Below are 22,445 nucleotides of genomic sequence, written 5' to 3'. Positions count from 1 at the left end.
CGGACGGACGCCCGGCGAAAGGAAGGGCCTGGCGGGCGTTGCCTAACGGGTGTCGGAGGTCGACTGCTCGGCCACGGCCGCGCGGCCGGCCTCCAACCGTGCCACGGGCACCCGGAACGGTGAGCACGACACGTAGTCCAGGCCCACCTCGTGGAAGAAGTGCACCGACTCGGGGTCGCCGCCGTGCTCGCCGCAGACGCCGAGGTGCAGCTCCGGCCGGGCCGCCCGGCCCTCGTCCACGGCGATGCGCACCAGCCGGCCGACGCCGTCACGGTCGATGGACTCGAACGGCGACACGCCGAAGATGCCCAGCTCCAGGTACCGCCAGAAGAACGCCCCCTCGACGTCGTCGCGGGAGAAGCCCCAGCCCATCTGGGTCAGGTCGTTGGTCCCGAACGAGAAGAAGTCAGCGGCCTGGGCGATGTCGCCCGCGGTGAGCGCCGCCCGGGGCACCTCGATCATCGTGCCGATCTTCACGTCCACGTCGTGCTCGCCGATGATCTTCTCCGCCTCCGCGCGGATCGTCTCCAGCTCCTGCACCGCGCCGACCAGCGGCACCATGATCTCCGGGTGCGCGCCGTCGACCTGCGCCGCGGCCTCGACGATCGCCCGCACCTGCATCGCGAACAGCCCGGGGATGACCAGCCCGAGGCGCACCCCGCGCAGGCCCAGCATCGGGTTCTCCTCGTGCATGCGGCGTACCGCGTCCAGCAGGTCCTTGTCGTGGCCCGGGTCCTGCCCGCGCTCCTCGGCGACGGCGACCTTCACCGCGAGGTCCTCCAGCGGCGGCAGGAACTCGTGCAGCGGCGGGTCGATCAGCCGCACCGTCACCGGCAGGTCCTGCATCTGGCGGAACAGCTCGACGAAGTCCGCCCGCTGCAGGGGCAGCAGTTCGGCCAGCGCCGCGTCGCGCTCCTGCGGGGTGCCGGCCAGGATCAGCCCCTCGACCAGGGCCCGGCGCTCGCCGAGGAACATGTGCTCGGTGCGGCACAGCCCGATGCCCTGCGCGCCGAACCGGCGGGCCCGCGCCGCGTCCTCACCGGTGTCGGCGTTGGTGCGCACCTTCAGCCGCCTGGTGGCGTCCGCGTGGGTGAGGATCCGGTGCACCGCCGACACGAGCGGGTCCGCCGCCGCGTCGAGGGTGCCTTCGAAGTACTGCACGACCGGCGACGGCTGGACGGGCACCGCGCCGAGGTACACGCGACCGGTGGTGCCGTCCACGGAGATGACGTCGCCCTCGGACACCACGTGACCGTCCACCGTGAACTGTCCCTTGTGGAGGTTCACGTCGAGGTCGTCGGCGCCGCACACGCACGTCTTGCCCATGCCGCGGGCGACCACGGCGGCGTGCGAGGTCTTGCCGCCGCGGCTGGTCAGGATGCCCTGCGCGGCGATCATGCCGGGCAGGTCGTCGGGGTTGGTCTCCCGGCGCACCAGGATGACCTGCTCGCCCTCCTTCGCCATCGCGACGGCGTGCTTCGCGTCGAAGACGGCCTTGCCGACCGCCGCGCCCGGCGATGCGCCGACGCCGCGGGTCAGCTGCTCGGGCTCCTGCGACAGGTCGAACGTCGGGAACATCAGCTGCGCCAGCTGCGCGCCGTTGACCCGCCGCAGCGCCTCGTCCATGTCGATGACGCCCTCGTCGACGAGGTGCGTGGCGATGACGAACGCCGCGGCCGCGGTCCGCTTGCCGACGCGGGTCTGCAGCATCCACAGCTTGCCGCGTTCGATGGTGAACTCGATGTCGCACAGGTCCCGGTAGTGCTCCTCGAGCTTGGCCATGATGGCCAGCAGCTCGTCGTACGAGCGCCGGTCGAGCCGCGCGAGCTCCTGCAGCGGCACTGTGTTGCGGATGCCGGCCACGACGTCCTCGCCCTGGGCGTTGGCGAGGTAGTCGCCGTACACGCCGGGCTCGCCGGTCGCGGGGTCGCGGGTGAACGCCACGCCCGTGCCGGAGTCGGCGCCCAGGTTGCCGAAGACCATGGCCACCACGTTGACGGCGGTGCCGAGGTCCGTCGGGATGCGTTCCTGGCGGCGGTACAGCACGGCGCGGTCGGCGTTCCAGGACCGGAAGACGGCACTGACGGCGAGGTCGAGCTGCTCGCGCGGGTCCTGCGGGAAGTCGCGGCCCGTGTGCTCGCGGAAGATCTCCTTGTACCGGGTGACGAGCTGGCGCAGCGCCGCCGCGTCGAGGCCCAGGTCGTCCCTGGTCCGCGCGGCGAGCTTCGCGTCGTCGAGCGCGTGCTCGAACTCCTCGCCGGGCACGTCGCACACGGTCTTGCCGAACATCTGAATCAGCCGCCGGTAGGAGTCCCAGGCGAACCGCTCGTCCCCGCCGGCCTGCGCGGCGAGGCCGTCGACGCTGCTGTCGGTGAGCCCGACGTTGAGCACGGTCTCCATCATGCCGGGCATCGAGAACTTGGCCCCCGACCGGACCGACACGAGCAGCGGGTCGCCGCTGTCACCGAGCCGGCGGCCCATCTTGGCCTCCAGTGCGGCGAGGTGCTCGCCGACCTGGCGGTCCAGGCCATCTGGCAGTTCGCCGGTGCGCAGGTACTCCCGGCACGCGTCGGTGGTGATGGTGAACCCGGGCGGCACGGGCAGGCCGAGATTGGTCATCTCGGCGAGGTTGGCCCCCTTGCCCCCGAGGAGGTCCTTGAGATCCCGGTTTCCCTCTTCGAAGTCATAGACGAACTTTCGCACTGACGCCTCCACTACCCTTACCTGGTGCGGGCTTAGCCATCGTTAAGGGGGTTCCCGTGTGCGGCACACCGTAAAGCGGCGCGGGGGGCTTTCGCAGTGCGATATGACAAGTCGCACAAGGAACGGCACAAGTGGCTCGTACGGGTGCATTTGGGAGCGCTCCACCGAACACTTTCGCGCATCGTTCTATTTCACGTCCGGTTTGCCGCTTTCCACATTCCCGCAGTTCGGGATGCGTACACCTGCTTCGTCTCGATGTATTTCGAGCACCAATGAGCATCGTTTCTGCGCGCTGCCATTCGCCGCGTCCGGGGTCACGCCCGCGGCATGGCATGCTCAACGGGTGACCCTGAAGCTCGGCCCCTACGTCGTCGACCCGCCCGTCGTGCTCGCCCCGATGGCCGGGATCACCAACGTGGCGTACCGGCAGCTGTGCAGGGAACAGGGCGCCGGCCTTTACGTCTGCGAGATGATCACAACCCGCGCCCTGGTCGAGCGCAACCCGAAGACCATGAGCATGATCCAGTTCGGCGCCGACGAGAAGCCGCGAAGCCTACAGCTGTACGGCGTCGACCCCGCCACCATCCGCAAGGCCGTCGAGATGGTGGTCGACCGGGACCTGGCGGACCACATCGACATGAACTTCGGCTGCAGCGTCCCCAAGGTGACCCGCCGCGGCGGCGGCTCGGCCCTCCCTTGGAAGCGTCGCTTGTTCCGCGACATCGTCACGTCCGCCGTGGAAGGCGCTCAGGGCCTGCCGGTCACCATCAAGATGCGCATCGGCATCGACGACGACCACGTCACCATGCTCGACGCGGGCCGCATCGCCCAGGACGCCGGCGTCGCATGGGTCGCCCTGCACGCCCGCACCGCCGCGCAACGCTACTCCGGAACGGCCTCCTGGGACGCCATCGCCTCGCTGAAGTCCTCTTTGGACATCCCGGTCCTCGGCAACGGCGACATCTGGGAAGCGTCGGACGCCCTGGACATGATGTCCCAGACGGGCTGCGACGGCGTGGTCATCGGCCGCGGCTGCCTCGGCCGCCCCTGGCTCTTCGCCGACCTCGCTGCCGCCTTCGCCGGCCGTTCCGACCGCGTCCTGCCCACCCAGGGCGAGGTCGCGGCTCTCATGCTCCGCCACGCCACACTGCTGGTCGAATGGTGGGGCAAGGAAAAGGAAGGCGTGACGGACTTCCGCAAGCACGTCGCCTGGTACCTGAAGGGCTTCCCCGTCGGCGGCGAACTCCGCGCCGCCATGGCCACGTCTTCCTCCTTGGCCGAACTCGGCGCACTGCTGTCACAACTCGACCCCGACGTGCCCTTCCCCCGCGAGATCCTCGGCCAGCCCAGAGGCCGCACCGGCACCCCGGCCAAGGTCGTCCTCCCCCAGAACTGGCTCGACGACCGCGACGACGACACCATCCCCGAAGGCGCCGAACTCGACGACAGCGGCGGCTGAACAGTTACCCACGACGCTGACAGCAGGCGCGGCCGCAATCTCCGCTCATCAGGATTTGCTGCATGCCACGAACGAATCACCAGGCGCCTTCAAGCGGAGGAAGGCTGATCAATGCGGATCATGGCGATGCCCGGCCGCACCTTGGCGATCGAGTCGAAGTCGGCGTCGACGTGGAGCAGCGTCAGGCGTTGCTCTTGCGCCGTCAACGCGATGATGATGTCCATCGGCGAGGGTCCGCGGTGATGGCCGATCTTGATGAGGTCACGCTGGACGGCGAGGACGTGCCGCCAGGGATCTTCGAGCGTCGGGCACCAGCCGAACGTCCGGCGCAGCACGGCGAAGAACGGCTCGTAATCCCGGTCGGCGCGCACCGAGACCATGAGCTCGGCCTCCACCGGTGGGCAGAGCGCGACGACGCCTTGCGCGACGTACCGTGGCCACGGGTCCGGGATTTGGTTTCTCAGCAGCCGCCACGCAGCGGAGGTGTCCGCCAGATAGGTCATCGCCCGGCCCGCTCGCCATCCTCCAGAACGTCGAAGTCAAGGATGAGCTCCGCGTTGTCCTGAAGCCACGCCAACCCTCGGGCACGGTCGTCCGCGCTCGTGCCGGCCGCGATGGCGAGAGCCCTGTTGATCGTCTCGCGCTTGGTCTTCGTGCCGAGCTGCCGCTGCGCGAACGCCAGCGTCGCTTCGTCCAGATCAATGACGGTGCGCGCCATAACGACCCCCGATATACGCAGATGTGCAGTGATACCAGATCAAGCATACGTACGACCGCCGCCCCTGACCAGCCCGCTTCCGCCGGCATCCCGGTCACCATCAAGATGCGCATCGCCGCCCAGCGCTACTCCGGTACCGCCGGCTGGGCCGCCATCGCTGCGTTGAAGTCGTGCGTGCCGGGCCGGGTCGCAGCCCTTTCACGTTCGCGAGCTTCAGAAGGCACTGCTCAGGGCAGTTGGGTGTCGCTTCGCGGAGCGGTACGCGACGGCGGTGGCCAGGAGGGTGGCCGCGGCCGTCGCGACCGCGAGCCCGATGAGTCTGCCGGCCGTCGGGTGGGGCAGCAACTGGGCGCCGCCGGCGAAGAGGACCGTCGCGGCCCACAGCGGGGCGGACGGCCATCGGGCGCCTGCCGCGATCAGGGCATTGACCAGTACGAACGTGAGGCTGTACAGCGCGCCGGAGGCGGCGAAGAGCGGGGCGTGGGCGCCGAGGCCGGTGTACCCGGCGCCGCCGGCCAGGCGCATGGCCAGGTCTCCGGCGAGGGTCGTGGCGGTCACCAGGACAGCGCCGCAGAGGGCGACGGCGCCGGTGGCGACCCGGATGCTGCCCGCGTCGCCCTTCGCGAAGCGGGGAAGGGCGAGCACGGTGACGACCTGCGGGGCCCAGAGGGCGCCCTTCGTGAGGACGGAGCCGACCGCGTACGCGCCGGCTTCGGCGGCGGGCAGCAGCTGGCGGGCGAGGATGAGGTCGACGTAGGAGACGGCGAGCATCGCCAGGGTCGCGCTGCAGGCGACCGCGACCCGGCGACCGAGCTGCCGGGTGGAGACCGGGGCGGCGGTGTCACCGCCGGACATCGCAGTGCCGGCGGCGAGCCATGCGACGAGCGGCAGCGTCAGCCATGCCACCGCCGCCGCGACGGCCAGCGAGGCGGTGACGCCGGCGCCGGCGGCCAGGCCGGCGACGATCCCGCCGTAGCGGGTGACGCCGAGCAGCGTCATCGCGACCGCGAGCCGGGCGAAGCGCTGGTCGCCCTGCAGGTCGCCGAGGTGCCGGCCGGCCAGGACGACCGCGACGGTGAGCGCGGCGAGCAGGGCCAGCTGACCGTACGGCAGCCGGAGCGCGGCGGCGGCGAAGGGGGCGGCCAGCAGCAGGGCGCCGCCGGAGGCCATGGCGGTGACGAGTGACACCGTGCCGACCGCGGGGGCGGGCCGGCCGCCGGCCTGGGCCCGCTGGACGGCGACGGCGAGCTGCAGGCCGACCCCGGGCACGGTGACGATGGCGCCGATCGCCAGGAGTGCCGCGAGCGCGCCCAGGTCGGCGGCGTCGAGCCGGCGGGCGCCGAGGACGGGCACGGCGTACGCCAGGACGTTGACGGCGAACCCGGCGACGGTCACGAGGAGCCCGGCGCGCCCCAGGGCGGCGATGCCCGCCTTTCCGGTGCGTTCCGGGGCGTCCTGTGGATGCACCGCACTCCTTCTGGTGTCGCCGCCGCCGTGCGTCAGCGGTCGTGGGGCACTCAGGGTAGTGGGAGGTCGGGCGTGCGGGAACGGGTCGCGCCGGCCGCGGCCGTCTGAGGCGCGGTCCCCGCGCCGATCGCGGCGGCGAACTTGTCGCCGGCCGCGCTCCAGGTGAAGCCGTCGGCGTAGATCCGGGCCGCCGCGCCCATCGCGGCCCGGCGCTCGTCGTCGGCGAGCAGCGTCCGGACGTGCGCCACGAACTCCTCCTCGTTGTCGGCGAGCAGCCCGGTGCGACCGTCCATGACGGCCTCCGCGACGCCGCCCGCGCCGCGGAACGCGACCGTCGGGGTGCCCTGGGCGCCGGCCTCCACGATCGTGAGGCCCCAGCCCTCCTTCAGTGACGGTGTCAGCGCCAGCCACGCCGAGGACAGCAGCGCCTGCTTCTCCTCGTCGGACACGAACCCGGCGAAGCGCACGCGGTCGCCGACGCCGAGCTCGGCCGCGTACGCCCGCAGCTTCGGCTCCCACCAGCCCTGGCCGGCGACCACGACCGACAGCGCCGGCCACTGCTGCGACAGCGCGGCGAGCGCCCGCAACGCCACCTCGACCTGCTTGTGCGGCACGAGCCGGCCGAGGACCACGAGCGTCGGCTCGGCGGTCTTCGCGGTGCGGGCCACGGAGACCTCCGGCGTGCCGTTGTGCACCACCGTCACGCGCCGCGGGTCGACGCCGAGGACGGCGAGCTCGTCGCGGGTGGCGGCGGACACCGTCACGTACCGGCAGCGGCGGTAGACCCGGATCGCCAGCGACGACTCGATCCACCAGCCGAACCGTGCGGCCCTGGGCGGCAGGACGACCGGCCACTGCTCCCGGTGGACGTGATGCACCAGCGTGACCACCGGGCGGCGGGACCACAGCGGTGACAGGAACGGCAGGCCGTTGCACACATCGACGATCAGGTCGGGTCGTGCCCGGCCGGCCGCGCCGCGCCGGAGCCGGCCCAGCCCGAACCAGCCGGCGAGGTAGGTCAGCGCGGCCCGGGCGTAGACCGTGTGCCGGCCGCCGCGGCGCAGGATCCTTACACCGGCGGCGTTGACCTCCTCGGCCGGCCCGTTGCCGTGCGCGGCGCACAACAGCGTGGCCTGGTGACCGCGGGCCACGAGTTCTGCGGCGATGCGCTCCACAAACACTTCCGAGCCGCCACCCTCGGGGTTGAGAGTGTCGCGCCAATTGAGGAACAGGACGTGCCGGAGGGCAGGGTTGGGTGTCTTCACGCTCGCTCCTACTCGCGAGTAGCGTTCGCGATCGCGTCACACTACGTTCAGTCGGAGCGTCGTTGCAATGGGCTGGACGAGGAGGCTGCATGCCGGAGTCATCATCGACGGGCTTTGATCCAGCGCCGCCCGGTGCTCAGGCGACCGGCCCCGGTGACCCGCCGGCGCAGGTGCTAGGCCGTCCGCCACGGCCTACACGTACGGCCGGAACAGCAGAAACCCGGTAAGCGGCAAGGACCGCGCCACCCCGGCATCGAACCGCGCGAGCCAGGCGCGGCGGGACAGGCAGATTCGCAGGTACAGACATCGACCATCCAGGGGCTCGCGCTGGATGTGACTGAAGAGTAACCTCCGCCATGCTATGGACGGGGGTGAGCGGTGCAACAGGTCCCCGAGGGAGCTCTTGTGTCAAGGAGGAACGAGTGAAGTTTCGCGTCGGCGCCGCTCTTTTTGGGCTCGGTGTCCTGCTGCTGGTTCTTGCGGCCGGGCTACCGCTGTATGTGAAGCCTTCGGTGAGTCGGCTGCCGTATGACCTGAAGCCGTCCACGTCTGTGGCGGTGGCCCCGAACGCGAAGTTCATGCAGACCAAGGTGGAGGACGGCAAGGTCTCCATCGAGGTCCGCGAGGGCACGCTGCAGTCGACGATCGAGGTGGTCCCGCAGGCGCAGACCACCAAGACCCTGCCTGCCGACCTGCGCGACGAGACCGTCGCATGGGACGTCTTCCAGACGGTGATCTGGAAGGAGCAGAACGAGATCATCAACGGCTACTCCACGGGTATCGCGCTCGACCGGGTCTCCGCGGCCGCCGTCGACTGGGACGAGCAGTGGCTGGACGACTCGGGCCAGCAGTACGACCCGCACGGCGGCAAGGCACGCCCAGCGGCAGTGAACATCAAGTACTCGGGCCAGACGTACAAGTTCCCCTTCGGCACCGAGAAGAAGAACTACGAGTACTACGACCGTGATCTGCGCAAGGCCCTGCCCGTCGAGTTCAAGGGCACGGAGAAGATCCACGGGCTCGAGGTGTACCGCTTCGAACAGGTCATCGACAAGCAGGCCCAGGACGTGCCCGCCGATCGGCTCGCCCTGCTGTTCGACCGGTTCGCCAAGGGCGCCACGAGCGGCCGGATCGAGTACAGCAACACCCGCACCCTGTGGGTGGAGCCGGTCACCGGCCAGTACCTGAAGGTCAGCGAGAAGCAGCGCAAGGAGCTGGTGCCCAACACCGGCGGGCCGACCGTGCTGCTCGACGCGACGTTCACCTACACCGAGGAGACCACGAAGAAGGCGGCCGACACGGCCAGTTCGAACATCGACAAGCTCGCCCTGGTCGGCCTGTACCTCCCGATCGGGCTGGGCGTGCTGGCGCTGCTGTGCATCGCCGGCGGCGTGCTCCTGATCCTGCGCGGCAAGCCCGCCACACCCCGCCACCGCGTCGCCGACACCCCAACGGCCTGACTCGACCGGTCCCCGCCGCCGCCCCCTCGGCGGCGGGGACCGCGTCGGCCCTTTCTGATCCCGCCCGCCTGATCTTGCGTCGTGGTCGTCCGGATGGCCGGAACGCGACTTGGATCATCACGGTGGTCCGGCCTGCGGGCCGCAGAGCTCGGGTGCTCCGGGCGCCGCTCGTCATCGAGCCGCGACGAAGTCGCGGACGCTGGTGGGCACCCGTCCGGTGACGGCCTCGACGTCGTGGGTGAGCCGGTCGTAGCGGCCCTCCCGGTGCAGCCGGGCCATCGTGGCGAGGTGGTTCTGCAGGTGCTCCGGCAGGCCGAGCGGGATGAGGTCCTCGTCGATCCACTGCCGCAGCGGCACGTCGACGTAGGTGATCGGCCGGCCCAGGGCGGCGGAGAAGTCCGCCGCCGTCGCGGTCATGTCCTGCGAGCGCGGGCCGGTGAGCTCGTACACCTTCCCGATGTGCGGCGCCGGGTCGGTGAGCACCGCGGCGACCACCTCGGCGACGTCACGGGCCGCGACCGGTGCGGTGCGCCCGGAGCCGAACGGCAACCGGATCGTGTCGTCGCTCGCGATCGACCTGGCCGCGAGCGTCGTGAAGATCGGGTTGTCGAGGAAGACCGTCGGCCGCACGTGTACGACCGGAAGCCCCGACCAGTCGAGCACCTGCTCGCTGAGCCAGTGCAGGCGGTGCTGCTTCGACTCGGTGGTGCTGGTGAGCGTCATCTGCGACACGGTCATCTGCGACATGTTGACCAGCACCGCCAGGTCGCCCCGCGCCCGGGCGGCGGCCGCCACGGTGACCGTCGCCTGCAGGTACCGCGGCGACACACTCATGCCGAAATACATGCGGCCGCACCCGTCCAGCGCGCGCACGACGTCGCCGGCCTCGGTGAGGTCCCCGGCCACGACCTCGGCACCGGCGGCCCGCAGCGCGTCCGCCCGGTCGTCGTCACGGTGGACGAAGGCCCGCACCGGCACGTCCTGCCGCCGGAGCAGTTCCACGACGGTACGGCCGACCGACCCGACCCCGCCCGCCGCGCCGGTCACGAGCACGGGCCGATCTCGGGCTGCGTCCTGAGGCATGGCCGCAATCCTGGCCCGCCGGGAACGCCGCCGGCGCCACCCGGTCCGGGGTATGGCGACGCGTTGCCCGAGCCACCCGGGAACTTCCCCGGTCGTGGCGGCGACTACCTGTCCGTGGAGTGCATGCGGTACCGGGAGGCGCTGTCCGCCCGGATGGACGGCGAGGACGAGCCGGTCGCGCCGGCGCTGGTCGACGCGCACCTGACGCAGTGCGAGGCGTGCCGGCAGTGGCAGGCACACGCGGTGTCGGCGACGCGGATGGTACGGCTGTGGCCGCTGCACACCGCTCCGCTCCCGGCCGAACGCCTCCTGGCCGGCTTCTCCCCGGCTACCGCGTCACCTGCGGCTTCCGGCACCCGGGCGGCCAGGCGGTGGCTGAGCCGGCCCCGGCTGGTGCTCGGGCTGCGGGCGCTGCTCGGCGGGTTCGGGATGGCGCAGTTCGTGCTCGGCATCGCCCAGGCGGCGAACGCCGCGACCACCCACGTGCACCAGGCCGGTCACCTCTTCCACGAGTCGGCCGCGTGGAACGTGGCGATCGGCGCCGGGTTCGCCTGGATCGCGACCCGGCGGGCCACCCCGGCGGGCGCGCTGCCGATGCTGACGGCGTTCGTGGCGCTGCTCGCGCTGCTGTCCGCCAACGACCTGCTCGCCGGGGCGGTGGAGACCACGCGGCTGGTGAGTCACGGGTTCGTCCTCGCCGGGTACGCGATCGTGGTCGCCCTGTCCCGCCCCGCGCTCGACCCCGGCGGCCCGCCCGCCGACCGGCGGCGCCCGCCGCGCCGGTGGGGCCGCCCGCCGGGCCTCGACCTCGACCCCGCCGCGGAGCCGCCGGCGCCGGCGCCGCTGCGCCTGATCCAGGGCCACGCGCAGGTGAAGCGGGCCGCCTGAACCGCGCGCCGTTCAGACCCTGCGCAGCAGGTACGTGTCCATGATCCAGCCCTTGCGGGCGCGAGCCTCGCGGCGGACGGCCTCGATCTCGTCGATGACCTTGCCGAGCCGGCCGGCGACGAGCAGCTCGTCGGGGGTGCCGAGGTACGCGCCCCAGTAGATGTCGAGATCCTCGTCGCGGTACGCGCGGCAGGCCAGGTCCGCGTCGAGCATGACGACGACGTCGTCGCAGCCCTCGGGCCAGCCGGCGGCGAGGCGGCGCCCGGTGGTGATGTGGACCGCTCCGGCGACCCGGTTCAGCATGATCCGGTGCCGGGCGGTGAGCGCCTGCACGCTGGTGATGCCGGGGATCACCTCGTACGTGACCGGGACCTTGCCCCGGGCGGCGATGGTGTCGAGGATGCGGATGGTGCCGTCGTACAGCGCCGGGTCGCCCCAGGCGAGGATGCCGCCGACGCCGTCCTCGCCCAGCTCGGCGAGCAGCGCCTCCTCGATCAGCCTGGCCCGCTCGTCGCGCCAGTCCCGCACGGCGCCCGGGTAGTCGGCGGCGGTCCGGTCCCGCGGCGGGTCGGCGATGACCACCGTCCTGAACGGCCGCTGCGTGGCGAACCGCTCGCAGATCGCCCGCCGCGCCTCGGTCAGGTCCGCCGTCGTGTCCCCCTTGTCCAGGACGAAGAACACGTCGACCGCGTTCATGGCGTTGACCGCCTGCACGGTGACATGCTCGGGGTCACCCGCGCCGATTCCAATGATCAGTACCTTTCGCACCGGCTCATGATGGCAGGCGCCGGGGCGGTGCCGACCCTCCGTCGGCCGCTTCCGCATGATGGACCGATGACACAGGACCGGTGGAGCGAGGTCATGCACCTGCTCGTCGAGGCGATCCCGGCGGGCCGTGCGACGGTGGTGGTCGACGGCACCGACGAACGGACCGGCCAGGTGGCCGACCGTCTGACGGCCGCGCTGCGGTCCGCCGGCCGCCCATGCACCAGGCCGCCGTCCTCGCCGCCCGGCACGCCCGGCGCCGCGGGTACGTCCGCCGTCACCGGCGCTTCGGGCGCTTCCGGCGGTACCGGCGCGGCCGGCGGTACGGGCGATGCGGTCTTGGTGGCTGACGGGCCGGCCGCGCGGGACCGGGCGCCGGCCGGCGGCTGGGACGTCGTGATCTGGTTGCGCACGTCGCGCCGGCAGCACGCCGCCGACGGTGCCCGGGGCGACACCGCGGACGTCGTCGTTGACCTGCACGACCCCGAGTGGCCGGTGATCCGCCACCTCGCCCCGCGGCTGCTGCCGCACGAGCGGTGGCACCTGGCGGAGTCTCGCGCGTTCTTCGGCGTCCGCGCCGAGACCTGGGACGCGAAGTTCGGCGACGACCTGCCCGCGTACGCCGCCGCCGTCGAGGCCGCCGCCCTCCCGTCCGGCGGCGTGGTCGTCGACGTCGGCTGCGGCACCGGCCGCGCCCTGCCCGCCCTGCGCGCCGCCGTCGGCCCGGCCGGCACGGTGATCGGGCTGGACCACACGCCGCAGATGCTCGCCAAGGCCCGCGAGAAGGGCAACGGCGGTCTGGTCCTCGCCGACGCGAGCCGCCTGCCGTTCACCGACGGTGCGGTCGACGCCGTCTTCGCCGCCGGGCTCGTCATGCACCTGCCCGACCCGGCCGACGGCCTGCGCGAGCTCGCCCGGGTCACCAGGCCCGGCGGCCGGCTCGTGCTCTTCCACCCCACCGGCCGCGCCACGCTCGCGGCCCGCCACGGCCGGGTCCTGCGCCCCGACGAGCCGCTCGCCGAGGGCCCGCTGACGGCGACGACGGCGGGCTCCGGCTGGCGCCTCAGCGTGTACGACGACGGCCCCGACCGCTTCCTCGCCCTCGCCGACCGCACCGACCGCCCGGTCCACTGATCCCTCGCCGACGCCCGCGCCCCGCCACCATGCCCGCCGACCGCCGCGGCCCTGAGACCGACCGCGCGGCGCTGTGGCCAGCGGCCGGTCCGGCCGTCGGATCGGCGGCTGTCCGTCCGGCGGGCCGGGTGGGTCTCAGACCTCCAGGGCCGGCTCGCGCCCGGCGGGCAGCATCCCTCGCGCCACCAGGAACGCCCGCACCTTGGCGATGTCCGCAGGCGGCAGCTGCGTCCACGGCACGACGAGCGGATTGATCCCGGCGACCGTCAGCACCCAGAACTCGGAGGTCTCCCGCACCGCCTGGACCGACTCCCAGCGGTACCCGACGTTCAGGCTCCTGGTGTGCGCCTGCACGTCGGCGTCGGTCAGCTCATACGTGACCGTCTCCCCGAGCAGCCCGGTCCTCGCCTGCGCCGCGGCCCGCGACACCAGCCACGGGAAGCACACCAACCCCGCCCCGAGCGCGACGGGCGCCGCGCCGGACGGGATGTCGTTGACGAACATGACCACCCCGACGGCCGCGACGACGGCCCCGAGAACGTACAGCCGCATCAGCTTCCCACCCATCGTGGTGTGGATGGCTCGACGGGCCCGTGCCGGGTCCGGCTCGACCGTGAAGCTGATGTGCATCGTTCTCCCCCATCGACGCGCACACCGTACACCTCGCTGACGTCCGCCATGGGGCACGGTCGGCCCCACTGCCTGTGGCCCTCCGGCCCGACGAGGTCACACGAGCGACTGGCCGCCCGCGCCCCGGGCACGCCAGAGCCACGGCCTGGGCACGCCACCGCGGGCGCCGGGCCGCAGGCGCAGGTCAGATGCCGTCGGTGGCTGAGCCGACCGTCCAGTACACGCGGTTGTAGTCCTCCAGCTCGAGCTGCTCGCCCGACGCGGCCAGCCGGTAGGTCGTCACGCCGCAGTTGGCGGGGGTCTGACCTTCGGGCCAGCGCTGCGCCCGCTGGTAGTCCCAGCGCTCCAGCAGGAACCTGAAGCAGCGCAGCGTGCCGCCGTGGGTGACGACCATGATCTTCTGGCCGGGCCGGTCGCGGAAGAGCGTGTCGAGGAACGTGTGGACGCGACCGGTCACGTCCGCCAGGCTCTCGCCGCCGGGCGGGCGGGCCATGAAGCCGCCGAACGTGTGCCAGTACTCGTTGAGCCAGGGGAACGCCGCCTCGGCCTCGGCGGTCGTCATGTCATAGGCGAACCCGGGGTCACGCTCACGCACGAAGATGTTGGTGCGCACCCGCATCCGGTCGCGTTCCTGCGACGGATACGCCCCGAGAATGCCCTCGGCGGTCTGCACGGTGCGCGCATAGCCGCTCGTGTAGACGTAGTCGAACACCCCGAACCGTTCCCGGATCGCGTGGCCGGTCTGCGCCGCCTGCTTGTGCCCGTCGGCGGTCAGGTCGATCAGGTGGTCGGGCACACCACGGACCACCTGCCGGGCCGCGTCGTCGGCGAAGTAGACGCTGCCCTTCTTCGCTTGGTTGCGCGCCGACTCGGCGTGCCGGACGAGCACGAGCAGCGCTGGACGTCTGGGCTCCATCTACGACTCGTACTGCTCGGCGGGCACCTCGATCAATGTGATCTCGGCGACTTCGATGAAGGGGATGGTCTCCCCGTTGACGGTGTCCTTCGCCTGCCGGCCCGTGTAGCCGCCGGTGACCCGCAGCCACTGCTCCTCGGCCAGCCCGTCGGGCAGCTGCCCCGCCAGCGCGACCTTGACCGGCCGGGCGTCGGCGGCGCAGCAGCTGACCATCATCCGCGCCAGCAGCCAGGTGCCCTCGGGCCCGCGCATCGCGAACCCGGTCAGCTCGACCCGCCGTTGCCCCAGCGACACCCCGCGGTCGAACACCGCCCGGGACGCGTAGTCCAGCATGGTCAGCTTCACCGGGTCGCCGGCCGGCAGCGGCGCGAAGTCGGACTTCTCGACCAGCGCCGACCCGGCCCGCCCGGCCGCATACGACCCGAGCGCCGGCGGCGCCACCAGCAGCAGCCCGAACACCGGCGCGAGCAGCAGCCACGCCACCCTCGGCCCGCCGTGCCCATGCCCGTGCCCGTCGTCCCCGGCCGCATGCCCGTGCCCGTGCCCGTGCCCGTCGTCCCCGGGCCCGTCGTCGGGCCCGTGCGCACCCGCCGACACGAGCACCTGCCCGTCCCGCGCACCCTCACCGTCCATCACGCCGCCGGCCGCCGGCCCGCCGCCGGCCGCCCCGCCGGACGTGGCGGGCCGGGCCGGGCGAAGTTCATACCACAACGAGAACAGCCCGGCGACCACCAGGATCGCCCCGGCCAGGATCAGATACGGCTGCAGCCCGGGCTTGACGTAGTTGAGGTACTGGTCGGTGAGGCTGGCCCGCAGCACCGCACCCCCGACGAGCAGCAGGATGACCGCCTGCGCCTGCCTGTTCACAACAGCACCGTCCCGACCACAGCGGACACCCCGATCGCGAGCACGAACGTCGCCGGCGCGAACCGCAGCGCGAACCCGCGCCCGAAGATGCCGGCCTGCATGGCGAAGAGCTTGAGGTCGATCATCGGACCGACGACCATGAACGCGAGCCGGGCGGTCATGGAGAACTGGGTCAGCGACGCGGCGACGAACGCGTCGGCCTCGGAGCAGATCGACAGCAGCACCGCGAGCAGGCCCAGCACCAGGATCGCGACGAACGGGTCGGCGGCGAGCTGCGCCAGCCACGACTTCGGCACGACCACGGCGATGACGGCGGCCGACGCGGCACCGATGACCAGGAACCCGCCGGCGTGCAGCACGTCGTGCCGGACGCTCGCCCAGAACGCCGGCCATCTGTCCATCCCGTCGAGGTGCGCCCGCGACGGCATCCTCAGCCAGCTGCCCTTGCCGAACGCCTGCCACAGCCACCCCATGAGGCAGGCGACGACGAGGCTGGCGAGCGCCCGGGCGACCACGACCCGCGGCTGGCCGGGGAACGCGACGGCGGTCGAGACCAGCACGATCGGGTTGACCGCCGGCGAGGCGAGCAGGAACGCGAACGCGGCCGCGGGGGTGACGCCGCGGCGGACGAGGGCGCCGGCGACCGGCACCGACGCGCACTCGCAGCCGGGCAGCACGACCCCGGCGACGCCCGCGGTCGGCACGGCGAGCGCGGGGTGCTTCGGCAGGGCCCTGGCGAAGAAGGACGGCGGCACGAACACCGCGATGACCGCCGACAGCATGACCCCGAACACGAGGAACGGGATCGCCTGGGTCATCACGGACACGAACACCGTCAGCCACGTCTGCAGCGCGGGCGCGGACAGCGACTCGGTCAACGGCCCGCGGAACAGCACCACCATTACGAGCACCGCGGCGAGCACCTCGACGGAGCCGATCCGTCGCCGCGGCTTCGCGGCGACCGGCGAGTCCGGCTGCTGGGTCAACGTCACGCCTGGAGGCTACCGTCCTGGTATGACAGAACGGCGAATCCCATGAGTACGGAATCCGAGGCGTGCGCGCTGGCGCACGGCACCGTCCAGCCGGCCGGCGACGGCCGGGCCCTGGTGGCGGTGTTCGACTCCCCGGTCGCCGCGCACCTGCTGCACTTCGCGGCGGCCCTCGGCTACCGGGTGGCGTTGGCCGACCCGGACCTCGGCCGGACGCCGATCGACGCGCAGACCGACGTGGTGGTCACCGACCATGACCGGCCGGAGCTGGGCGCCGTCCTGCGCGACGCGCTCAACTCACCGGCCCGCTGGATCGGCGTGATGGGCAGCCCGAGGCACGCGGGCCCGCACGTCGAAGCGCTGCGCGCGCTGGGCGTCGCCGAGGACGAGATCACCCGCGTCCACCGCCCGATCGGCCTCAACATCGGCTCGAAGACACCGGCGGAGATCGCCCTCGCGACCCTCGCCGGCCTGCTCGCCGACCGCAACGGCCGACCGGGCGGAACGACGTTCTAAGGAAAGCCGGTCAGCAGCCCGGCAGGCGCTCGATCAGGTAGGTCTCCACCTGGTCGAGCGAAACCCGCTCCTGCGCCATCGTGTCGCGGTCACGCACCGTCACCGCATTGTCATTGAGCGTCTCGAAGTCGACCGTCAGGCAGAACGGCGTGCCGATCTCGTCCTGCCGGCGGTACCGGCGGCCGATGCCCTGCGCGTCGTCGAAGTCGACGGTCCACCGCTTGCGCAGCTGCTTGGCCAGGTCACGCGCCTTCGGCGACAGGTCCGCGTTGCGCGACAGCGGCAGCACCGCCGCCTTGACCGGCGCCAGCCGCTTGTCGAAGCGCATGACCGTGCGCTTGTCGACGCTGCCGCTGGTGTTCGGCGCCTCGTCCTCGTCGTACGCCTCGAGCAGGAACGCCAGCACTGCGCGGGTGAGGCCGGCGGCGGGCTCGATGACGTAGGGGACCCAGCGCTCCTTCTTCTCCTGGTCGAAGTAGGACAGGTCGACACCGGAGTGCTTGGAGTGCGTGGTCAGGTCGAAGTCGGTGCGGTTGGCGATGCCTTCGAGCTCGGAGAACTCCTGGCCACCGAAGCGGAAGCGGTACTCGATGTCGACGGTGCGCTTCGAGTAGTGCGACAGCTTCTCCTTCGGGTGCTCGTAGAAGCGCAGGTTGTCGGCGGACAGGCCGAGGTCCAGGTACCAGTTCCAGCGCTCCTGGAGCCAGTACTCGTGGGCCTCCTCGTCCTTGCCCGGCTCGACGAAGTACTCCATCTCCATCTGCTCGAACTCGCGCGTGCGGAAGATGAAGTTGCCCGGGGTGATCTCGTTGCGGAAGCTCTTGCCGACCTGCGCGATGCCGAACGGCGGCTTCTTGCGCGCCACGCCCTCGATGTTCTTGTAGTTGATGAAGATGCCCTGCGCGGTCTCGGGCCGCAGGTAGTGCAGGCCCTCGTCGTTCTCGACCGCGCCGAGGTAGGTCTTCATGAGGCCGTTGAACATGCGCGGCTCGCTGAACGTGCCCTTGTTGCCGCAGTTGGGGCAGTTGATCTCGCTGAGGACGAACGGCTTGTCCGTGCCGTGCTTCTCGACGAACGCCTCTTCGAGGTGGTCGGCGCGGAACCGCTTGTGGCAGGACGCGCACTCGGTCAGCGGGTCGACGAACGCGTCGACGTGGCCGGAGGCGACCCACACGTCGCGGGACAGGATGACGGCGGAGTCCAGGCCGACGATGTCGTCGCGCTGCTGGACCATGGTGCGCCACCACTGCCGGCGCACGTTGTCCTTGAGCTCGACGCCGAGGGGGCCGTAGTCCCAGGCGGAGCGGGTGCCCCCGTAGATCTCGCTGGACGGGAAGACAAAGCCGCGGCGCTTCGCGAGGCTGACGACGGAATCGATGCGATCGGCGGCCATGGTTCCTCCTCGGCCTCACGGCGACTGGCTGTCGGCAAGGCGGGTATCGGGTACTGAAATGTCGGTCAAGACGGGCAAACCGTCAACGTCCACATCGACGGTACGGTTACGCCCGGGCGAGCCGCACCAGATTATCCGCAGTGCCCGGGGGCAGGGTCAGTCGACCCCTCCGCAGATCACCCACCGGGTCGTCTGCTGCAGCATGGTGAACGTCATCAGCGACTCGCCCTGCCCCCGCCGGGTGACGTCCGCCGGGACCTGCACGAGGTTCACGTCGACCCGGTCCTCGTGCACGGTGAAGGCGGTGACCTCGGATCCGCGGTACTCGTCCTCGTACCAGGCGAGCGTGTGCGTGCGCTGCTGCTCGGGGCACAGCTGCGCGCGGGCCGTCGCGTAGTCCTCGGCCCGCAGCGCGGTCAGGTAGTCGTCGACGACGCTGGCCAGCTGCGAGCGGGCGACGCCCTCCAGGCCGGCGAGCAGGAACCCGCCGCCGAGCGCGCCGCCGACGCAGCACAGCGCCAGCACGAGCCCGCCGACGCCGAGGCCGATCCACAGGCCACGCAGGTCCCGGTCGCGCGGCGGCGCCGCGAACGGCGTCACCACGCCGGGGCCCGGCGGCGGTGCCGGCACCTCGGTCGGCTGGGGCATCATGCCCCCAACAGTAGCCAACTACGCCCGGTCGCTCGCGGTGACCGTGAGCGCCCCGCCGGGTGCCACCTCGGCGAGTTCCTCGAACGCCGAAGGCTCGTCGAGGGACTGGGCGAGCAGCGGGGTGGCGTACATCTTCACGTCGAAGGCCGACAATGCGCGGCGGTACGCCCCCACCGACTGCCACTCCGTGACGATGCTCCAGTGCGCCGGGTCGTCGAACGCGCGGGCGAGGCGCCCGCGGAGATACCCTGGGCAGGCCGCGAGCGCACCAAGCGCGGCGTGCGCGCGCTCCACGAAGCTTTCGTCGGCGTCGTCCAGCACGAACCGTGTCACCACCAGCATGCCGCGAGCATACGGACCCGAGGAGCCCGACCGAGATGACCCAGCGTGTTCTGACCCGGCTGGGACGGGTCAACCCGACGGCGGCGTTCCTCGGCGTCGGCGTGCTCGTGTTCGTGGCGCTGGTACTGCCGGGGCCGGTGGGCGCCCTGGTGCTGCTCGCCCTGGCCGCGGGCGCCGGGTGGCTGCTGGCCCAGACGTGGCGGGCGCACCCGCCGCGGGCCCGCGTGATGCGGCTGGTGATCCTCGGGCTGGTCGTGCTGCTGGCGGTCGTGAAGCTCACCTGAAGTTGACAACGATTCCCATTATCGGGCACGCTCGGCACCGTGGTACTTGAGGTGGACCGGGCCGTCGTCGCCTACGACGGCCGACCCGTGCTCGACGGCGTGTCGCTGCGCGTCGACCCGGCGGAGGTCGTGGCGATCCTCGGCGCCAACGGGTCCGGCAAGTCCACGTTGGTGAAGTCCGCACTGGGTCTGGTACCGCTCGCGCAGGGCGAGGTCCGGCTCTTCGGCACCCCCTTGAAACGCTTCCGCGCCTGGCACCGGCTCGGCTACGTCCCGCAGCGTGTCGGCGCCGGCAGCGGCGTGCCCGCCACGGTCGGCGAGGTCGTGGCGGAGGGCCGGCTCGCCCGCCGGGGGTTCCTGCGCCTGCCGTCGAGCGCCGACCGGCGCGCGGTCGAGGAAGCCCTCACCGCCGTCGGCCTCGCCGACCGGGCCCGCGAGCCGGTGTCGGTGCTGTCCGGCGGGCAGCAGCAGCGGGTCCTCATCGCCCGCGCCCTCGCCGGCGCGCCCGAGCTGCTGGTCCTGGACGAGCCGACGGCCGGCGTGGACGCCGCGAGCCAGGAGGCGTTCGCCGGGTGCCTGGACCGGTTCGTCGGCCAGGGCGGCACGGTGGTCTTCGTCGCGCACGAGCTCGGCCCGCTGCGCCCCCTGATCACCCGCGCGGTCGTCGTGCACCACGGCGAGATCATCCACGACGGCGCACCCCCCGAGCCGGCCGGCCACCACGCCGAGCCCGGCCACGACCACGTCCACCCCCACGCCGCCGTCGAGGCGCCCGGCCTCCTGGGCAACGCATGAGCGGGCCGGAGCGCAGCGGAGGACCGCGAACCATGGGCTCAGGGTGGAGCTCAGGCCGGCGCCGGAGCGCAGCGGAGGTGACGGCATGAGCGGCTCGCAGCGCAGCGGAGGGCCGCGAATCAGCAGCTCAGGGTGGAGCTCAGGCCGACACCGGAGCGCAGCGGAGGTGACGGCATGAGCCTGTTCGCGTACGACTTCATGATCCGCGCCCTGGTCGGCGCGCTGATCACCGGCGCGTCGGCGCCCGCCATCGGCATCTACCTGGTGCAGCGGCGGCTGTCGCTGATCGGCGACGGCCTCGGTCACGTGGCGCTCACCGGCGTCGGCTTCGGCCTGCTGCTGCACCAGTCGCCGGTGCTCATGGCGGTCATCGCCGCCGCGCTCGGCGCCGTCGTCATCGAGCTGGTGCGCGAGCGCGGCAAGACCTCCGGCGACGTCGCCCTCGCCATGCTGTTCTACGGCGGCATCTCCGGCGGCGTGATCCTGGTCAACCTGTCCGACGAGCAGAGCAACCGCAGCCTCGTCACGTACCTCTTCGGCTCACCGCTCACGACGAGCCGGCAGGACCTGACGGTGATGCTCATCCTCGGCTGCGCGGTGCTGGCGGTGGCGGTCCTGCTCCGCCCGTGGCTCTTCGCGGTCTGCCACGACGAGGAGTACGCGCGGGTCTCCGGCCTGCCGGTCCGCGCCCTCAACCTCGTCCTCGCCGTGACGACCGCGGTCACGGTCACGGTCGCCATGCGCGCCGTCGGCCTGCTGCTGGTCAGCGCCCTCATGGTGGTGCCCGTCGCGACCGCGCAGCAGATCACCCGCGGTTTCCGCACCACGATGCTGGTGGCGGTCCTGCTCGGCCTGGCCGCCTCCGGCGGCGGCATCTGGGTCTCGACGGCCGCCGACACCGGCCCCGGCGCCACCGTGGTCCTGCTCGCCATCAGCGGCTTCTTCGTCGTCACCGTCGGTGGGTCGGCGTGGCGGGCGGTGCGCCGGCGCACCAGACCCAGCCCGCCGGCCGCGGAACGGACCACGCCAGAGGTGGTGCTCGACCGTGTGGACCATGGTTACTGACAACGGTTACCGTTGCGCATATGTCGAGCATTGAGGGATACGAGGCGGCCGGCGAGCTGTTGCGTGCCCTCGCCGCCCCGTTGCGCATCCGCATCGTGACCGAGCTCGCCGGCGGCCCCCGCTGCGTGCACGAGCTCGTCGACACCCTCGGCGCCCCGCAGCCGCTCGTGTCGCAGCACCTGCGCGTCCTGCGCGGCGCCGGTGTCGTGCGCGGCTCCCGGCGGGGGCGGGAGATCGCGTACGCGCTGACCGACGACCACATCGCCCACATCGTCGCCGACGCCGTGTCCCACGCCCGCGAGACCGGCGGCTCCTGACCCGCATTCCGGCGCATGGTCACAGTGCGCCCACAGCGTCGGTACGTCAGGCTTGACTCGTGAAGCTCTATGCCGACCGTGCCCCCACCGCCCTGCGGCAGCTCCTCACCGACGTGTTCGTGGTCGCCTGGATCTACGTCTGGGTCAAGCTGGGCATGGCGCTGTTCGATGCCATCCAGGGGCTGGCGGCGCCCGGCAGGAAGCTCGAAGGCGCCGGCACGGGCCTCGCCGACAACCTCCAGGGCGCCGGCGACAAGATCAACGGTGTGCCGGGTGTACCGGACTCGGTCGCGGCCCCCTTCGCGAGCGCGGCGAACGCGGCCCGCTCCCTCGCCGACGCCGGCCGCGAGCAGCAGCAGATCGTCAACGACCTGGCCTGGATCATGTCGGTACTGGTGATCGCGGTGCCGGTCGCGCTGGTCGTGCTGCTGTGGCTGCCGCTGCGGATCCGGTGGATGCGGCGGGCCGGCTCGGCGGCGCGGCTGCGCGACGCGACGGCCGGCCGCGACCTGCTCGCCCTGCGGGCCCTGGCGACCCAGCCGCTCGGCAAGCTGGTGAAGATCGACCCCGACATCGCGGCACTGTGGCGCAAGGGCGACAAGCAGGCGGTCGAGGCCCTCGCCACCCTGGAGCTGCGCAGCCTCGGCCTGCGCTGACCGGCGACCATCAAAAGCGCAGCGCCCACAAGGACAACACGGCGACCGCGGTGCGAGGACACGCAACGGCCGCCGGCGCGGA

Annotated in this window: 24 protein-coding genes; 10 read left to right on the top strand and 14 right to left on the bottom strand. The window is 72.1% G+C overall.

Translation table 11 applies throughout. The annotated features are described in order from the left end of the window. Window positions 1–42 precede the first annotated feature (42 nt). A complete protein-coding gene (gene ppdK, locus AB0H83_RS06025) occupies window positions 43–2,703 on the bottom strand; it encodes a pyruvate, phosphate dikinase (protein ID WP_360087587.1) in 2,661 nt (886 codons plus the stop codon). Between the two features lie 343 nt (window positions 2,704–3,046). Here ppdK and dusB point away from each other — a divergent pair, with 343 nt between their 5' ends. Further along, entirely contained in the window at window positions 3,047–4,162 is a 1,116-nt protein-coding gene (gene dusB, locus AB0H83_RS06020) for a tRNA dihydrouridine synthase DusB (RefSeq protein ID WP_360088086.1), read from the top strand. 89 nt (window positions 4,163–4,251) lie between these two features. On the opposite strand, the gene AB0H83_RS06015 is transcribed toward dusB, so the two are convergent. The 4 genes from AB0H83_RS06015 to AB0H83_RS06000 form a co-directional block, all read right to left on the bottom strand. Then, window positions 4,252–4,665, bottom strand: a complete 414-nt coding sequence (locus AB0H83_RS06015; RefSeq protein WP_360087584.1) for a PIN domain nuclease — start codon at window positions 4,663–4,665, stop codon at window positions 4,252–4,254. Beyond that, window positions 4,662–4,880, bottom strand: coding sequence for a type II toxin-antitoxin system VapB family antitoxin (locus tag AB0H83_RS06010; protein WP_360087581.1), 219 nt, complete (start codon window positions 4,878–4,880; stop codon window positions 4,662–4,664). The genes AB0H83_RS06015 and AB0H83_RS06010 overlap by 4 nt, the downstream gene beginning before the upstream one ends. Before the next feature lie 213 nt (window positions 4,881–5,093). After that, window positions 5,094–6,347, bottom strand: coding sequence for a polysaccharide biosynthesis protein (locus AB0H83_RS06005; protein WP_360087578.1), 1,254 nt, complete (start codon window positions 6,345–6,347; stop codon window positions 5,094–5,096). A 50-nt stretch (window positions 6,348–6,397) separates the two neighbouring features. After that, window positions 6,398–7,612 carry a glycosyltransferase family 4 protein gene (locus tag AB0H83_RS06000; protein WP_360087575.1) on the bottom strand — a complete coding sequence of 405 codons (1,215 nt, stop codon included), beginning with the start codon at window positions 7,610–7,612 and terminating at the stop codon, window positions 6,398–6,400. Window positions 7,613–8,034: 422 nt separating this feature from the next. Here AB0H83_RS06000 and AB0H83_RS05995 point away from each other — a divergent pair, with 422 nt between their 5' ends. Beyond that, window positions 8,035–9,072 carry a DUF3068 domain-containing protein gene (locus tag AB0H83_RS05995; protein WP_360087572.1) on the top strand — a complete coding sequence of 346 codons (1,038 nt, stop codon included), beginning with the start codon at window positions 8,035–8,037 and terminating at the stop codon, window positions 9,070–9,072. 171 nt (window positions 9,073–9,243) lie between these two features. Here the strand turns inward: AB0H83_RS05995 and AB0H83_RS05990 are convergent, their stop codons facing one another. Then, entirely contained in the window at window positions 9,244–10,155 is a 912-nt protein-coding gene (locus AB0H83_RS05990; protein WP_360087569.1) for an NAD(P)H-binding protein, read from the bottom strand. Window positions 10,156–10,218: 63 nt separating this feature from the next. On the opposite strand from AB0H83_RS05990, the gene AB0H83_RS05985 reads away from it, so the two are divergent. Continuing rightward, window positions 10,219–11,043 carry a zf-HC2 domain-containing protein gene (locus AB0H83_RS05985; protein WP_360087566.1) on the top strand — a complete coding sequence of 275 codons (825 nt, stop codon included), beginning with the start codon at window positions 10,219–10,221 and terminating at the stop codon, window positions 11,041–11,043. Between the two features lie 12 nt (window positions 11,044–11,055). On the opposite strand, the gene cobF is transcribed toward AB0H83_RS05985, so the two are convergent. Continuing rightward, window positions 11,056–11,811, bottom strand: coding sequence for a precorrin-6A synthase (deacetylating) (cobF, locus tag AB0H83_RS05980; protein WP_360087563.1), 756 nt, complete (start codon window positions 11,809–11,811; stop codon window positions 11,056–11,058). 66 nt (window positions 11,812–11,877) lie between these two features. Between cobF and AB0H83_RS05975 the strand changes: the two genes are divergently transcribed. Continuing rightward, window positions 11,878–12,942 carry a methyltransferase domain-containing protein gene (locus AB0H83_RS05975; protein ID WP_360087560.1) on the top strand — a complete coding sequence of 355 codons (1,065 nt, stop codon included), beginning with the start codon at window positions 11,878–11,880 and terminating at the stop codon, window positions 12,940–12,942. A gap of 135 nt (window positions 12,943–13,077) precedes the next feature. Here the strand turns inward: AB0H83_RS05975 and AB0H83_RS05970 are convergent, their stop codons facing one another. The 4 genes from AB0H83_RS05970 to AB0H83_RS05955 form a co-directional block, all read right to left on the bottom strand. Next, window positions 13,078–13,572 (bottom strand): YcxB family protein, encoded by a 495-nt coding sequence (locus tag AB0H83_RS05970; RefSeq protein WP_360087557.1) that lies wholly within the window; start codon window positions 13,570–13,572, stop codon window positions 13,078–13,080. Window positions 13,573–13,756: 184 nt separating this feature from the next. Beyond that, window positions 13,757–14,488, bottom strand: a complete 732-nt coding sequence (locus AB0H83_RS05965) for a histidine phosphatase family protein (protein WP_360087554.1) — start codon at window positions 14,486–14,488, stop codon at window positions 13,757–13,759. Beyond that, window positions 14,489–15,355 (bottom strand): TIGR03943 family protein, encoded by an 867-nt coding sequence (locus tag AB0H83_RS05960; protein WP_360087551.1) that lies wholly within the window; start codon window positions 15,353–15,355, stop codon window positions 14,489–14,491. Then, on the bottom strand, window positions 15,352–16,347 hold the full coding sequence (locus AB0H83_RS05955) for a permease (protein ID WP_360087548.1): 996 nt from the start codon (window positions 16,345–16,347) through the stop codon (window positions 15,352–15,354). The genes AB0H83_RS05960 and AB0H83_RS05955 overlap by 4 nt, the downstream gene beginning before the upstream one ends. A gap of 42 nt (window positions 16,348–16,389) precedes the next feature. Between AB0H83_RS05955 and AB0H83_RS05950 the strand changes: the two genes are divergently transcribed. Further along, window positions 16,390–16,860, top strand: a complete 471-nt coding sequence (locus tag AB0H83_RS05950; protein WP_360087545.1) for an XdhC family protein — start codon at window positions 16,390–16,392, stop codon at window positions 16,858–16,860. Window positions 16,861–16,870: 10 nt separating this feature from the next. Here the strand turns inward: AB0H83_RS05950 and AB0H83_RS05945 are convergent, their stop codons facing one another. The 3 genes from AB0H83_RS05945 to AB0H83_RS05935 form a co-directional block, all read right to left on the bottom strand. Then, complete coding sequence (locus AB0H83_RS05945; protein ID WP_360087542.1) at window positions 16,871–18,253, bottom strand: glycine--tRNA ligase; 1,383 nt, start codon at window positions 18,251–18,253, stop codon at window positions 16,871–16,873. A 156-nt stretch (window positions 18,254–18,409) separates the two neighbouring features. Next, window positions 18,410–18,904 carry a hypothetical protein gene (locus tag AB0H83_RS05940; protein WP_360087539.1) on the bottom strand — a complete coding sequence of 165 codons (495 nt, stop codon included), beginning with the start codon at window positions 18,902–18,904 and terminating at the stop codon, window positions 18,410–18,412. Window positions 18,905–18,922: 18 nt separating this feature from the next. After that, the gene (locus tag AB0H83_RS05935; RefSeq protein ID WP_360087536.1) at window positions 18,923–19,246 is read right to left on the bottom strand and encodes an antibiotic biosynthesis monooxygenase; all 324 of its coding nucleotides are present in this window, start codon (window positions 19,244–19,246) and stop codon (window positions 18,923–18,925) included. A gap of 35 nt (window positions 19,247–19,281) precedes the next feature. Here AB0H83_RS05935 and AB0H83_RS05930 point away from each other — a divergent pair, with 35 nt between their 5' ends. From AB0H83_RS05930 to AB0H83_RS05910, 5 genes are all read left to right on the top strand, one after another. Then, window positions 19,282–19,530 carry a DUF6703 family protein gene (locus tag AB0H83_RS05930; protein WP_360087533.1) on the top strand — a complete coding sequence of 83 codons (249 nt, stop codon included), beginning with the start codon at window positions 19,282–19,284 and terminating at the stop codon, window positions 19,528–19,530. A gap of 39 nt (window positions 19,531–19,569) precedes the next feature. Beyond that, on the top strand, window positions 19,570–20,325 hold the full coding sequence (locus tag AB0H83_RS05925) for a metal ABC transporter ATP-binding protein (protein ID WP_360087530.1): 756 nt from the start codon (window positions 19,570–19,572) through the stop codon (window positions 20,323–20,325). A 174-nt stretch (window positions 20,326–20,499) separates the two neighbouring features. After that, the gene (locus AB0H83_RS05920) at window positions 20,500–21,390 is read left to right on the top strand and encodes a metal ABC transporter permease (protein WP_360087523.1); all 891 of its coding nucleotides are present in this window, start codon (window positions 20,500–20,502) and stop codon (window positions 21,388–21,390) included. Window positions 21,391–21,410: 20 nt separating this feature from the next. Next, window positions 21,411–21,707 (top strand): metalloregulator ArsR/SmtB family transcription factor, encoded by a 297-nt coding sequence (locus tag AB0H83_RS05915; protein ID WP_360087520.1) that lies wholly within the window; start codon window positions 21,411–21,413, stop codon window positions 21,705–21,707. Between the two features lie 59 nt (window positions 21,708–21,766). Beyond that, window positions 21,767–22,363 (top strand): hypothetical protein, encoded by a 597-nt coding sequence (locus AB0H83_RS05910; RefSeq protein ID WP_360087517.1) that lies wholly within the window; start codon window positions 21,767–21,769, stop codon window positions 22,361–22,363. The last annotated feature ends 82 nt before the right edge of the window (window positions 22,364–22,445 follow it).

Origin of the sequence: Dactylosporangium sp. NPDC050688, assembly GCF_040654515.1 — a bacterium.
Lineage (GTDB): Bacteria > Actinomycetota > Actinomycetes > Mycobacteriales > Micromonosporaceae > Dactylosporangium.
This window is presented reverse-complemented; position numbering and strand designations above follow the sequence as displayed.